General features: G+C 72.3%; 11 protein-coding genes. 6 read left to right on the forward strand and 5 right to left on the reverse strand.

Annotated features, from left to right (window positions below; genetic code table 11):
* Positions 1 to 3: 3 nt before the first annotated feature.
* From QFZ58_RS09200 to QFZ58_RS09215, 4 genes are read left to right on the forward strand one after another with little or no spacing between them, the layout of a single operon-like run.
* Complete coding sequence (locus QFZ58_RS09200) at positions 4 to 783, forward strand: DNRLRE domain-containing protein (protein WP_307124430.1); 780 nt, start codon at positions 4 to 6, stop codon at positions 781 to 783.
* On the forward strand, positions 780 to 3,029 hold the full coding sequence (locus tag QFZ58_RS09205) for a LamG domain-containing protein (RefSeq protein ID WP_307124431.1): 2,250 nt from the start codon (positions 780 to 782) through the stop codon (positions 3,027 to 3,029). Before QFZ58_RS09200 ends, QFZ58_RS09205 begins: the two co-directional genes overlap by 4 nt.
* Positions 3,029 to 3,745, forward strand: coding sequence for a hypothetical protein (locus QFZ58_RS09210; protein WP_307124432.1), 717 nt, complete (start codon positions 3,029 to 3,031; stop codon positions 3,743 to 3,745). Before QFZ58_RS09205 ends, QFZ58_RS09210 begins: the two co-directional genes overlap by 1 nt.
* Positions 3,742 to 4,569: a glycosyltransferase family 2 protein gene (locus QFZ58_RS09215; RefSeq protein ID WP_307124433.1), complete on the forward strand. Its 828-nt coding sequence runs from the start codon at positions 3,742 to 3,744 to the stop codon at positions 4,567 to 4,569. Before QFZ58_RS09210 ends, QFZ58_RS09215 begins: the two co-directional genes overlap by 4 nt.
* 12 nt (positions 4,570 to 4,581) lie before the next feature.
* On the opposite strand, the gene QFZ58_RS09220 is transcribed toward QFZ58_RS09215, so the two are convergent.
* Complete coding sequence (locus QFZ58_RS09220) at positions 4,582 to 5,745, reverse strand: glycosyltransferase (protein ID WP_307124434.1); 1,164 nt, start codon at positions 5,743 to 5,745, stop codon at positions 4,582 to 4,584.
* Positions 5,746 to 5,854: 109 nt separating this feature from the next.
* Here QFZ58_RS09220 and QFZ58_RS09225 point away from each other — a divergent pair, with 109 nt between their 5' ends.
* Positions 5,855 to 7,396 carry a hypothetical protein gene (locus QFZ58_RS09225; RefSeq protein ID WP_307124435.1) on the forward strand — a complete coding sequence of 514 codons (1,542 nt, stop codon included), beginning with the start codon at positions 5,855 to 5,857 and terminating at the stop codon, positions 7,394 to 7,396.
* Here the strand turns inward: QFZ58_RS09225 and QFZ58_RS09230 are convergent.
* From QFZ58_RS09230 to QFZ58_RS09240, 3 genes are read right to left on the reverse strand one after another with little or no spacing between them, the layout of a single operon-like run.
* On the reverse strand, positions 7,365 to 8,609 hold the full coding sequence (locus QFZ58_RS09230; RefSeq protein ID WP_307124436.1) for a hypothetical protein: 1,245 nt from the start codon (positions 8,607 to 8,609) through the stop codon (positions 7,365 to 7,367). The two genes, QFZ58_RS09225 and QFZ58_RS09230, sit on opposite strands and share 32 nt — an antisense overlap.
* On the reverse strand, positions 8,606 to 10,324 hold the full coding sequence (locus QFZ58_RS09235; protein WP_307124437.1) for a lipopolysaccharide biosynthesis protein: 1,719 nt from the start codon (positions 10,322 to 10,324) through the stop codon (positions 8,606 to 8,608). Before QFZ58_RS09235 ends, QFZ58_RS09230 begins: the two co-directional genes overlap by 4 nt.
* Complete coding sequence (locus QFZ58_RS09240; RefSeq protein WP_307124438.1) at positions 10,321 to 11,619, reverse strand: glycosyltransferase; 1,299 nt, start codon at positions 11,617 to 11,619, stop codon at positions 10,321 to 10,323. Before QFZ58_RS09240 ends, QFZ58_RS09235 begins: the two co-directional genes overlap by 4 nt.
* 118 nt (positions 11,620 to 11,737) lie before the next feature.
* On the opposite strand from QFZ58_RS09240, the gene QFZ58_RS09245 reads away from it, so the two are divergent.
* Positions 11,738 to 12,187, forward strand: a complete 450-nt coding sequence (locus QFZ58_RS09245; protein WP_307124439.1) for an adenylyltransferase/cytidyltransferase family protein — start codon at positions 11,738 to 11,740, stop codon at positions 12,185 to 12,187.
* On the opposite strand, the gene QFZ58_RS09250 is transcribed toward QFZ58_RS09245, so the two are convergent.
* Positions 12,156 to 12,887, reverse strand: coding sequence for a CDP-alcohol phosphatidyltransferase family protein (locus QFZ58_RS09250; protein WP_307124440.1), 732 nt, complete (start codon positions 12,885 to 12,887; stop codon positions 12,156 to 12,158). The genes QFZ58_RS09245 and QFZ58_RS09250 overlap by 32 nt on opposite strands.
* Positions 12,888 to 13,001 lie beyond the last annotated feature (114 nt).

Raw genomic sequence — 13,001 nt, forward strand, 5'->3', positions numbered from 1 at the left:
GGTATGACGACGGCGCCTGGCACCATGCCGTCGCCGGGTCCGTCCGGCATGGTGCTGTACGTCGACGGGGCCGCCGTCCGCACGTACCCGGCCACCGCCGGCCGCTCGTACAACGGCTACCGGCGGGTGGGCGGTGACGCCATGAGCACCGCGTGGCCGAAGCCGCCCTCGAGCACCTACGTCGCCGGGCAGGCCGACGAGACCGCGGTCCACCCGTCGGCACCGACCGCCGCGCAGGTGGTGGCGCACCACGACCCGGCGGACACCCCGCCCGGCCCCGGCGACAGCACCGTCACAGTCGCTCCTGACGACGACGCGTACGTCGACGGCGTCGCGCGGAACACGAACTACGACGACGGCCGGCCCGCCTCGCGCGGCTCCACCGCGTACACGGGCCATCTGCGCTTCACCCTGCCCGAGGCTCCGGCCGGCCAGGTGCTCACGGGTGCCCGGCTCGCCTTCCGCACGTCGTCGGAACCGTCGGCGGGGTCGGCCGAGAGCCACAGCATCGTGCCGGTGACCGGCACGTGGACCGAATCGGCGGTCACCTACAACACCCGGCCGGCGCTCGCCGCGCCCGCGCCGGGGACCATCACCGACGCGACCTCCGTCTCCACCGGCTACTCGGTGGACCGGAACGCGTCCGCACCGGCCGGGGCCCTCGGCTCCGTCCACTCACTCGCCCTGACCGGCAGCGGGACGGACAGTCCGCGCATCTGGCCGAGCGAGACAACCGCGGCCTACCGGCCGCAGCTCGTTCTCACCTTCGGAGCTGAACAATGAACGCACGTACGGGGCGGAGACTCGGGGGACACGGCCGTGTGCGGGCCGCCTCCGCCGCGCTCTGCCTGTTCGCCGGCGCCCTGACCGCGACCGCGGCCGGGACGTCACCGGCGGCGGCGCTGACACCTCCGGTGTCACTCACCGCGGACGACCTCACCACCTGGCAGACCAACGGCATCGTCTGGTCCATGGCCGCGACGGACGGCGTCGTGTACGCCGGCGGCACCTTCTCGTCCCTTCGGCCCCCGGACGCCCCCGCCGGCACCGGGGAACAGCCCGCGGCCAACTTCGCGGCCTTCGACGCCGCGACGGGGGCGCCCACGGGCTGCAACCTGTCCTTCACCCAGTCCTCCGGCACGGCCACCGTCCGCGCGCTGGCGCTCTCACCCGACGGACAGACCCTGTACGCGGGCGGCCAGTTCGGAGCGGTGAACGGGGAGGGGGTCAGCAACATCGCGGCCGTCGACACCGCGACCTGCACCCCGCGCCAGGACTTCAAGATCTCCGTGTCGGCGACGGTACGGGCCCTGGACGTCACCGCGGACACCGTCTACCTGGGCGGCGACTTCAACAGCGTGGGCGGCCAGACCAGGAACAAGTTCGCCGCCGTCACCACCGGCGCCGACCTGCTGCCCTGGACCGCCGACGCCGACGAGGTGGCACGTGCCGTCCAGGTGACGCCGGACGGGCAGCACGTGGCGCTCGGCGGGGACTTCTTCACCGTCAACGGGACCACATCGCACGCCCTGGCCGTGGTGGACGCCACCACGGGCGCGCTCACCACGAGCTACCCGGGCTTCATCCCCAGCACCTCCACGGTGCAGGACCTCACCACGGACGCGACCGGCCTGTACACCGCGAACGAGGGCACCGGAGGCGGTGTCTTCGACGGCCGGATCGCCATCGACCTGGACGACTACCAGCAGCGCTGGCGAGACACGTGCCTGGGCGCCACCCAGGCCGTCCTGGTCCATTCGGGCGTGCTCTACAGCGGCAGCCACGCCCATGACTGCGCCAGCATGGGCGAGTTCCCCGACCAGCCGCGCAAGCACCTGCTGGCCCAGTCCGTGGACGATCCGGCGCTGCTGCCCTGGTTCCCGGACACCAACGACGGCATCGGCGAGCCGGTCGGGCCCCGGGTGATGGCCCAGACCGACCGGAGCGGCCACCACTACCTCTGGGTCGGCGGGGAGTTCACCACCGTCAACGGCTCCGCCCAGCAGGGGCTCACCCGGTTCGCCGACGGGCCGGACACCGGGGCGCCCTGGGTGCCCAACGTCAGCCTCTCCACGGTCACCCCCGGAAAGATCGACGTCAACTGGCAGACCAGTTACGACGCGGACGACGGGGAGTTGACCTACCGGATCTACAAGGACGGGGCGAGCACACCCGTGCACACCACGACCGGATCCTCTCTGTTCTGGGACAGGCCGCAGCTGAGGTGGACGGACACCGACGTGGCTCCGGGCGAGACGCACTCGTACCGCGTCACCGCCGGTGACGGCACCAACACCAGCGTGAAGTCTCCCACCCAGTCCGCCACCGTCGCGGCCACCGCGGAGAGATACCCGGCCCGGGTACTCTCCGACGGAGCCTCGCTGTACTGGCGGTACGACGAGGGGGCCTCCACCTTCGCTGCCGACACCGGGAACGGCCTGAACAACGGCTTCCTGCGCAACGCACCCGCCTACCGGCAGACGCCGGCCGCCGTCGCGGGGGATTCGACCGCCATCGGCTTCGACGGGGCGAGCGAGTACGCGTACAGCAACACGCTCTTCCCGCAGCCCACCCGGTTCTCCGTGGAGACGTGGATCAAAACGACCACGACCCGGGGCGGAAAGATCATCGGGTTCGGCAATCTGACCATGCAGAACAGCACCCGTTACGACAAGCACGTCTACATGCGCAACGACGGGCGCCTCGTCTTCGGTGTCAACAGCGGCACCACGCGGACCGTCACCACATCCGCCGCCTACAACGACGGCGCCTGGCACCACGTCGTCGCCACCCAGGGCACCGGAGGTATGGCGCTGTACGTCGACGGGCAGCTGCGCACGTTCAACTTCCTGTACACCGGCAACGAGAGCTATCCCGGTTACTGGCGGGTCGGCGGGGACAACCTGGGCAACTGGCCCAACCGTCCGACGAGCAATTTCTTCGCCGGGCAGATCGACGAGACCGCCGTCTACCCGACCGCGCTGAGCGCTTCCCAGGTCAGCGCGCACTACGCCCTGAGGACGGGCTGATGAGGTATCCGTTCCTGGCCGGCGCCGCCGTCGTCATCGCGACGGCGGCGCTGGCCGCCTGCGGCTCGTCCGCCGACGGCGGCAAGGAGGCCGCGGCGGGCAGCAAGCCGTCCACGGCCACCACCACCCACTCCTCCGCCGCCGCCGCCGGACCCTCTGTCGCCGGACCCCCTGCCGGCCCGTCCGGCGACGCACAGGCCGAGAAGTCCGGCCGCCCGCCGAAGGTGCCCGCCGGGGAGATCACCCCGGCCACGGGCACCTTCTCCGAGAAACAGAAGGAGTACCTGACCGACCGCGTCCCCCAGGGCATGGACCCCGCCGCGGTCCTGCAGACCGGCCAGGAGACCTGCGACCGGCTCCGCTACCTCGTCAAGGCCGACCGGGGCATCGCCGTCGCCGCGATCGTCACCGGCGAGGTGGCTGACGCCGAGCCGGCCGTGGCCCACCTGTGTCCCCAGCACCAGGACCTGGTGGACGAGGCCGCGCTCGGCTACGCCGACGGAACGCACACGGGCGCGAAGCTCCGGCCCGGCCGCTACCGCGCCCCCTCCCCCACCGCGCACTGCAGCTGGCAGGTGGAGGGCGCGAACGGCAAGGCCCTGACGTCGGGCTCCTCCGACACCGGCGAGCCGGTGTCGGTCACCGTCGCGGGGCCGGCCCGCACCTTCACCTCCACAGGCTGCTACGCCTGGCTGCCCGAAGGAGACAAGAGTTGAGCAAGCTGCCCATCGCCGTGGCGATCCCCACGAAGAACGAGGGCCTGAACATCGCCGAGGCCGTGAAGTCGGTGCTCGGGCACTTCGAGGCGGTCGTCGTGGTCGACTCCCACAGCACGGACGACACCGCGAAGATCGCCGAGGAGTGCGGGGCCGAGGTCGTCACGTACACCTGGGACGGGGGGCATCCGCGCAAGAAGCAGTGGTGCCTGGAGAACGTCCGCACCGACCTGGACTGGATCCTGCTGCTGGACGGCGACGAGCGGCTCAGCCCCGGGCTGCTGGCGGAGCTGCGGCGCACGTTCGCCGATCCGGACTCGCCCAAGCCCGCCGCGTACGACATCCCGCTGGGCTACTGGTTCTCGGGGAAGCGGCTGCGGCACGGCTACACGATCCGCAAGCGGTCCCTGACCGACCGCACCCGCTGCCACTACCCGGAGGTCGGGGACCTGGCGGCGCCCGGGATCGGCGAGGTCGAGGGGCACTACCAGCCGGTCGCGCCGACCGTGGGCGCGCTGCACAACCCCATCGAGCACCAGGACCTGGACCCGGTCACCGCCTGGTTCGAGCGGCACAACCGCTACTCGGACTGGGAGGCCTGGCTCGAACACCACCCGGACGTCAAGGAGCAGGTGCGGAAGGTGAAGTCCCGGCAGGGACAGCTCTTCCACAAGGCGCCGTTCAAGCCGCTGGTCTCCTTCGCGTACATGTACGTCTACCGGCGCGGCTTCCTCGACGGGCGTGCCGGGCTGGACTTCGCGCTGGCGATGAGCTTCTACCGATGGCAGATCGCCCTCAAGTCCCGCGAGAAGCCCGCACGTTGACGGGCCGAGCCCTCATCCTCGCCTCCGGCGGACCACGTCCTCGTAGGTCCGCCGGAGGGTGGCGGTGACGGCCTCGATGGTGAACTGGTCGTTGACCAGCTGCCAGGCGGCCTTGCCCGCCTGCTCGGCGGTCTCCGGCTCCAGCAGCTCCAGGATCGCGTCGGCGACCTTACGGGCGTTGGCCGCGTCCTCGCCGACCCGGCTGTCGATGACCCGGCCCGCACCGGCCCCCGACACGTCGGGGCCCTGCCCGCAGGTGCGGGTGATGACGACCGGAGTGCCGACCGACATCGCCTCCAGGACCGAGACCGGGAACGGCTCCTCGATCGCCGGCAGCACGTACACATCGGCCTCTCGCCCGGCGGCGAGGACCTCGTCGTGCTCCAGCGGGCCCACGTGATCGAGGGAGTCCGTGACGCCCAGCTTCCGGGCGAGGGCGAGGGTGCCCGCCAGCGCGCCGGTGTCCGGGCCGGCCAGCACGAAGCGGGCGTCCGGGTGGTGGGCGAGGACGTGCGGCATCGCGGCGATGAAGTCCTCGGGCCGCTTGCGCTCCTGGATGCGGGCGAGGTACAGCACGGTCGGCGGGCGGCCGGGGTCGCGGGCCGGCTTGCGCTCCTGTGGGCGGACACCGTTGACCAGCCGTACGGTACGGGTGAGCGGTACGGGAGCTGCGACGGCGTTCACATCGACCCGCTCCATCTCGGTGAGGTGCAGGACGGCGTCGGCCTCGCGCAGCACCTTGCGGACCCCGAGGACGTCGGTGAGCTGAGCGACCTTCTTCTCGGTGGGGTCGATCATGCCGTGGGTCTGGACGACCAGGGGTGTGCGGGTCGCGAGCGCGAGCAGCGCCGCCGGCAGGGTCACCAGGTCCCGCATCAGATGGACGTGTACGAGGTCGGCGCCGCGCATCATGCGGCGTGCGGTGCGCAGCAGCGCGGCGGAGGTGATGCCACTGACCTCGAACATCGGGAGCAGGTGCCGTGCCTGGAAGAGGTGGACGGGAACTCCTTCCACGTGGCTGGGCAGTTCGTCGCCGGGGAAGCCGTCGCCGAGGGCCATGACGCGTGCGTCGTCGCCGTTCGCCCGCTGGACCTTGGAGAGGTTGAACGCCACCCGGGTCGGTCCGCCGAAGGCATGGTCCGGGGTATGGAGCGTGACAACGTGCAGGACTTTCACCAGAGTTCCCCTCGACTGCGGCCAATAATTCACAGGGTAGTCATCGCGTCCGCACAAGTAGGGCCGATTCGTTAGAGTGTTCAGCGGTCCATCGATCCCGGGGGGGCGCATGACGTCGGTGCACACATCGGCGCAGGAGCAGGCCGCCCGCGCGGTCGCGCGTCCGGAGTGGGCACGGGCCCGGGGCGGCGTCCCGGAGCCGCCCGAGCAGCCGATCGTCTGGTCGATGCTGTCGCGGGCCCTGTCCATGCCGCTCATCCTCGGCCTGGTGTGCTTCCTGCCCGCGGTGATCGCGGCCCAGCCCGGCAGCGGGGTCCGGGACACCGCGTACTGGCTCCAGTTGGTGCTGACCTGCTATGCGGGGGCCCGGCTGGCGACGATGATCCTCTCCACTCGGCGGCGGCTGCTCCAGGGCGTCTTCTGGATGTTCGTGTACATCGCCATGGGCGTGGCGCCGTTCGCCCAGGTGGTGATCGGGCAGACGCCGACGCCGATGGTGGGGCCGCGCCAGGACCTGGTCACGGCCATCGCGATGGTCCTGGTGGGGTGTGCCGCCTTCGACCTGGGGGCGCTGCTGGCCTCGCGGCGCCCGCTGCGGCGCCGTACGCCCTCCACGCGGAGCCCGGGCGCGGGACCGGCCGTGGCGCATCCGCTGCGGCTGCGACTGCTGGTGCTGCTGGCGTTCGCGGCGAGCGCGTTCTACGTGCTGAAGCTGGGCGGGCCCTCGGTCTTCTTCTCCAGCCGGCAGGAGATCAACGAGACCGTCGCGGCGAGCGGGGTGGTCTCGGAAGGGTCCAATGTCGGCTCGGCGTTCATCAAGGGCTTCGGCCAGGTCCCGGCGCTGCTGGCGCTGCTCTTCTACACCCGTCGTCTGGCAACCGACTACCGGGCCCGGCGCACCCCGTCGACGGCACTGGTGTGGGTGGCGCTGGTGGCGCTGAACCTTGTGGTGAACAACCCGGTCTCCAACGCCCGTTACTGGTTCCTGACGGTGCTGCTGGCCTTCGTGTTCACCGCGTTCCCGAGCAGTGCGGCGATCTACCGCATGGTGCTGGCGACGGGGGTGGTGGGGGCACTGGTGGTGTTCCCGTACGCCGACAAGTTCCGGTACGACGACGAAGGACAGCGGCCCGCGCAGTCGGCCTCGGTCTTCGAGCCGCTGGTGATCAAGGACTACGACCAGATGGTGATGTTCGCCAACACCATCTCGTGGGTCGACACCCGGGGCCACACCTACGGACGCCAACTGACGGGCTCTGCGCTGTTCTTCGTGCCGCGCGCGGTGTGGAGCGGGAAGCCGGAGGACACCGGGGTCCGGGTCGGGCAGTGGATGGGGCTGCGGATGACCAACCTCTCGGCCCCGCTGTGGACCGAGTTCTGGGTCGACTTCGGCGCCTCCGGGGTGATCGGCGGGCTCGCACTGATCGGTTACGCGGTGGCACGCACCGACCGCCGGTACGCGCTGGCCGTCACCCGGGCGGGGCCCGGCCCCGGGAGTGTGCTGGCCATCGCCGCGCCGCTGATCGCCGGATACACCTTCATCCTGCTGCGCGGCCCGCTCCTGCAGGCGGCGGGGAAGCTGGCCATCGCCGCGCTGTGTCTGCTGCTGATCAGCACGTTCAAGGAGCAGAGGGCAGCGCGTCGGCGGTGACGGCCTCGTCGGGCGCCGGCTTCCGCCGCCGGATCCGGGCCACCCTGGTCCAGGTGGCGGCGGCCTTGCAGAGCGATCCGAGGCACAGGCCCCAGGCGGCTCCGGGGACGCCTCCGAGGGCGTAGCCCCCCGCCATGAGCGCCACGGCGGCGAGCGAGAACACCACCTGGATGCTCAGGGTGGTGCGCGGGTCGAGCATCCGCAGGGCGAGCAGTCCGCAGGTGCCGACGGCCATCGCCGCGTACTGGCTGCCGGTCGCGGGCAGCAGGGCGGCGGCTGTCGGCCAGGTGTCGCCGAGGAGTTCACGCCCCACCCGGCCGGGCAGCACGGCGAGCACGGTGGCCCAGAGGGCGGCGGTGGCCGCGAGGACGGCGGCGAGCCCCGCCGTCACCCGTACCCGGCGCCGCTCGTCGCCGATGCGGCCGAGGAGCGGGGGGCCGAAGGAGGTGGCGGAGGTGAAGAGCACGTTGAGCGGACCGAACAGCGTGGTCGCCCCGCGGAGCGCGCCGACGAGCAGCGGGTTGCCGACGGCCCCGAGGCCGAGGACGGAGAGCTGGCTGCTCGCGTTGCCGACGCCGAATTCGACGACGAAGCGCCGGCCGAGGTGACCGCGCCGCAGCATCGGCCGCAGCTGCGGCGGGGCCTTCGCGGTGGAGCGGTGCAGCAGTGCGGCCGACAGCAGGAGCGCGGGGAGCGCGGAGAGGCCCCAGGCCACGATCAGCCGGGCCGGGGAGGCACCGTACTCCAGGGCGGACAGGGCGCCCAGCACGCACCCCAGCCGCACCAGGTCGGATCCGAGGGCGAGGTGGGGCTGCTGGAGGGTGGAGAAGGCGTAGCGCAGGGCGTCCTGCCCCAGCACCACCGGCAGGACGAGGCCGAGCATCACCAGGGCGCGGGCGGTGTCCCCGGGGACGAGCAGGCAGACGGCGGCGAGCAGCGCACCGAACGCCGCCGAGGCGAGAAGGGTGAGCAGGACGGCCGAGCGGCAGGCGCCCCGGACGGTCTCGCCCTCACCGCGCCTGAGGACCAGGGGCTGTCCGGTGTGTGCGCCGGAGATGCCCAGCAGCACGGTGAAGACGAGGTAGACGGCGGAGAAGCGGGCGAAGTCGGAGACGGTGGAGAGCCGGGCGGCGGCCACGAGCACCAGGATGTTGGTGAGGGCCGCCACGCCCTGGTCCGCGACCGAGCAGAGGATCGCGGTGCGGGCTCTCACCGCCGGGCGCCGGGGAGGGTGACGGAGCGCAGCCCGAGTGTTTCGGTGGGGTCTCCCGTGATCTCCGGTGCGTCCGGTTCGCCGACCGCACCGCCCGGCCCGCCCGGCCCGCCCGGTCCGCCCGGCCCGCCCGGTCCGCCTCCGGTGCGGCGCCGGGAGGACTTGGGGCGTCGCTCCGCGCGGCGCAGCCCGCGACGGCCGGGATGCAGCAGGGCGCCGAGCACCGTACCGCCCGAGGCGCCGATGATCTCGCGGATGCGTTCCAGGTCGCTCCGGTGGACCTCACGGGGGTCGCAGACGATCATGACGCCCTCGACGCGGTCCACCAGGGCGACCGCGTCGGCGTACGACAGGACGGGCGGGGCCAGCACGACGACGACGGCACCGGGCCGGTCGGCCTCCGCGAGAATCCGTCCGACGGGCGGGGAGGTCAGGGCGCGCGGCACGTTGTCCGCAGTCGCCCCGGCCACCAGGGCGAAGGCTCCGGAGCCGGGCACGTCCACGTTGGAGCGGGCGCCGGTGGGCCAGGTGCCGTCGCCTGCCTCGGCGGCCCAGCGCGGCGGCCGGACCTCGTGGGCCGACGGGCCCAGGTCCCGGGCCAGTGACGGCGTGCGCAGATCGGCCTCGACGAGCAGTACGTCGCGGCCCATCTCGGCGAACGCGGCGGCCAGGTTGACCGCGGCGGCGGCCGCCGCCGCGTTGTCGCCCCGCGGCGCGGTGACCAGGAGGCGGCGCCGCTCGGCGAACGACGGGTCGTAGGCGAGCCGGAAGGCGACCGCCCGGTACTCCTCGGCGAGCCGGGAGCCGCTGCGCCCGATGGCGAGCAGGGTGCCGGCGGCCGCGCGCTCCCGGGGCAGTGTGCCGAGCAGTGGGGCGCCGAGTGAGCGTACGAGCTCGCGGGGGGAGCGTACGGCGGGGTCGAAGACGAGCCGTACCCAGGACAGGAGCAGCCCGAGGGCGAGACCGACCACGGCGCCGAGCCCGAGCAGCATCGGCAGGCCGGCACCGGTGGGGGCGGTGGGCGCGACGGGCTTCTTGTTGAGGTAACCGGGAGTGGTGTCGAGGGCCTTGAGCTCGGAGATCTTCCGGCTCAGCTCGGAGATGGAGACGATGATGTTGGCACGGGCGCTGCTGACGTCGTCCGTCGCACCGGCCTGGTCCTCCAGCAGGTCGCGCTTGTCCTCCAGCGGTCCGAGCTGGGCACGGTAGCCGTTGGCCATGTTCTCGATGCTGTCCTCGGTACGCGCCTTGCGGTGGGCCAGGTAGGCGCCCGCGAGGGCCTCTGCGCGGGCGCGGGCCTGCTCGGGCGTGGCTCCGGTGTAGGAGAAGCGGAGCGTCAGGGTGTTGGGCGGGTTGGTGACCTGGAGCCCCGCGAGAAGCTTGCGGGCGGTGACGTCGTCACCCGCCTTGAGCAGGGTGCCGGCGGCCAGGGTGCCCACGGTGTCGCTGACGGCGGTCTGCCGTTCGGAACCGATGTTGATGCCCTTGTCGGCCGAGGCGCCGGTGGCGAACGGGTCGGCGGTGGCGGAACGCACCTGCACCTCACCGGTCGCGGTGTAGGTGTCCTCGCCGCTGAGCGCGAGGTACCCACCGCCGAGGAGCCCCACGACGACGCCGATGGCCAGGAGCGCCCGGTAGCGCAGGAGCTGGCGGAACTGGTCCCTGAGCAGGGCCGGTTCGTCGTGGTCGTCGAGGGGACGGATCGGATGCGTCATCGGCGTGGTCTCCCTTGTGCGTCCCTCGATGCGTCACTCCGTGCGTCCGGCCGCGCTTCGCCGAGGGCCTCCGCGAGCAGGGCGTCGAAGCGTGCCAGGCCCGCTTCCCGGCTCAGGTGGCGGGCGACGTACCGAGGCCCGTGCGCGCCCAGCGCGTCCGCCGCGGCGGGGTCCCCGGCCAGCTCGCGGACCGCGGCGAGGAGCGCGGCGGGGTCCTCCGGGGCGACGAGTGTTCCCGCACCCGAGCGGCGCACCTCCTCGGCCGTGCCCCCTTCGCCGGCCACGGAGGCGACGACCGGGCGGCCGGAGACGAAGTACGAGGTGAGCTTGGACGGCACGCTCATGTCGAGGACCGAGGCGCGCTGGGTCACCGCCAGGACGTCGGCGGCGGCCAGCACGTCGGTGAAGTCCGCGGCGTCGGCGGGCGGGGAGAAGTCGATGTTGGTCAGGGCGCCGGCCAGCTCGCGCAGGGTGCCCCGCTGGTTGCCGTCGCCCATGAGCACGACGCGGATGTCCGGGGCCATCCGGGCGAGTTCCACCAGCACGTCGAGGCCCTGCTTGAGGCCCATGTTCCCCGAGTGCAGCAGCACCGGGGTGTCCTCGCGCCAGCCGAGCCGGGCCCGGGTGGCGGCCCGGTCGGCCGTGGGGCGCTCGACGTGGGTCCAGTTGGGGACCAGCCGGATACGGCCGGGGTCCACGCCGAGTGCCGTGACGCCCGGTACGAAACTCTCGTGGATGACGCCGACGAGGGTCGCTCCGCGCAGTGCGTACCGCTCGGCCGCCGCGGCGACGGCCGCCGCCCTGCCCCCGCCCCGGATACCGCTCTGCGCGGCCGCGGCGCCCATCAGGTCCTGGACGACGGGTATGTGGGGGACGCGGTGGCGGCGTGCGACGCGGGCGGCTATGACGCCGCCGGCCAGGCTCGGCATCTGTGAGATCACCGCGTCGGGGCGCCCCGGCGGCGGGGCGAGGAGACCGTGGGTGAGGACCGACGCCTCGAACAAGGCTCGCCTGACGGCACTCTGACGGGGCGGCACGTAGTGACGCCGGCGGTGCACGCTCACTCCTTCCCGGGTCTCCCGCATGCGCCAGACGCCTCGGTAGCGCTCGTCGACGCGCCAGGCGGGATAGTGCGGCATCCCGGTCAGAACCTGTGTCCTGGCGCCCGCCCCGGCCCAGTGCTCGGCCAGCTGGGTGGCGTAGGGGCCGATGCCCGTCACTTCCGGCGCGTAGTTGGTGGAGACCACGAGAAGTCTGCGGTCGTCGAACGGTCTGTGGTGCTCAGCAGCGGACATCGGACGATCGCCTTCCCCCCGGAACAGCCTCTTCACCGAGCTTATCCGTTCACGCGATGCACAAGTGTTCTTCACAGTAAGGTCGTTGGACCAGTTCCACCGTGGGGGGAGAGAACGGATGGTGCAGCACAGAGTCGGTTACGCGCCGGGGGTGTACGACCTGTTCCACGTCGGCCACCTGAACATCCTGCGGCACGCCCGCAGCCAGTGCGACTACCTGGTGGCCGGGGTCGTCTCCGACGAGATGGCCGCACTCGCGAAGGGCCACAAGCCGGTGATCCCGCTGCCCGAGAGGCTGGAGATCGTCCGCAGCGTGCGGTACGTGGACGCGGCCTTCGTGGAGACCGTTCCTGACAAGGTCGAGACATGGCAGCAGGTCCGTTTCGACGTGATCTTCAAGGGCGACGACTGGAGGGGCACGGAGAAGGGCGAGCGCCTGGAGCGCGCCTTCGCGGAGGTCGGGGTGGAGGTCGTCTACTTCCCGTACACCGTGCACACCTCCAGCACCCAGCTGCGCCGGGCACTGGACGTGCTCGTCAGCCGGCCCGGAGCGCTTTCAGCTCCCTGAACCACTTGGCCAGGAACGCCACCAGGAAGAGGGCGTGCACGGCCGCGAGCACGGCGTACCCGGCCCGGAAGACCGCGGGGGCTCCTAGCAGCAGGAAGACCAGGCAGAACACCCCGTAGTCCGCCGGCAGCAGTGCCACGGCCCGCACCCGGGACACCGGAGCCGTGGCGCCGGCGGGCGCCGGCGCCTCGCGGGCCGCCGCCTTGCCGAGCTGCTCCCGCAGCAGCCCCGCGCAGAAGGTGAGCACCGCGACGAAGAGGAACCCGAGCGGCAGCAGGAGCCACGCGTCGCCGGACAGCCCGCCGAAGCGGTGGAACGAGATGAGTACGGCGGTGTGGACGAGGATCATCTTCGCGCAGTCCACGACATGGTCGAGCCACTCGCCGTCCGGCCCGCCCCGCCCGGTCAGCCGGGCGAGTTGCCCGTCGGCGGAGTCGAAGGCGAACCCGACGGCCAGACCGGCGTACACGGCGGCCGCGAGCCACCAGGACGGCTCCGCCAGCGCCACCCCGGCGACGGCCGTGAACGTGAAAGCCGCACTGACGAGCGTGACCTGATTGGGCGTCAGTCCCACCCGGTACGCGCCCGCAGCGATCAGGCGGCCGGCCGGCCGGTTCAGGTACCGCGAGTAGAGCGAGACACCCTTGGACGACTTCTGTGCGCCGCGCAGTTCGCGCAGCACCGTACCCGTGCTTCCCATACGCCCCCCAGCGCCCGGCCCGATATCGCTGCATCATGACAGAGACGCGGAGCCGGAGGTGGCGTACGGCAGCATTACCCGGCAGGTAATCGACGCCCCGGCCGCCCCGGGACA

Source organism: Streptomyces sp. B1I3 (assembly GCF_030816615.1).
GTDB lineage: Bacteria > Actinomycetota > Actinomycetes > Streptomycetales > Streptomycetaceae > Streptomyces.

What these genes read in the sequence shown, in the direction of transcription:
- QFZ58_RS09200 (WP_307124430.1), top strand. Translation starts at nt 4, where the DNA reads ATGACGACGGCGCCTGGCACCATGCCGTCGCCGGGTCCGTCCGGCATG.
- QFZ58_RS09205 (WP_307124431.1), top strand. Translation starts at nt 780, where the DNA reads ATGAACGCACGTACGGGGCGGAGACTCGGGGGACACGGCCGTGTGCGG.
- QFZ58_RS09210 (WP_307124432.1), top strand. Translation starts at nt 3,029, where the DNA reads ATGAGGTATCCGTTCCTGGCCGGCGCCGCCGTCGTCATCGCGACGGCG.
- QFZ58_RS09225 (WP_307124435.1), top strand. Translation starts at nt 5,855, where the DNA reads ATGACGTCGGTGCACACATCGGCGCAGGAGCAGGCCGCCCGCGCGGTC.
- QFZ58_RS09235 (WP_307124437.1), bottom strand. Translation starts at nt 10,324, where the DNA reads ATGACGCATCCGATCCGTCCCCTCGACGACCACGACGAACCGGCCCTG.
- QFZ58_RS09240 (WP_307124438.1), bottom strand. Translation starts at nt 11,619, where the DNA reads ATGTCCGCTGCTGAGCACCACAGACCGTTCGACGACCGCAGACTTCTC.
- QFZ58_RS09245 (WP_307124439.1), top strand. Translation starts at nt 11,738, where the DNA reads ATGGTGCAGCACAGAGTCGGTTACGCGCCGGGGGTGTACGACCTGTTC.
- QFZ58_RS09250 (WP_307124440.1), bottom strand. Translation starts at nt 12,887, where the DNA reads ATGGGAAGCACGGGTACGGTGCTGCGCGAACTGCGCGGCGCACAGAAG.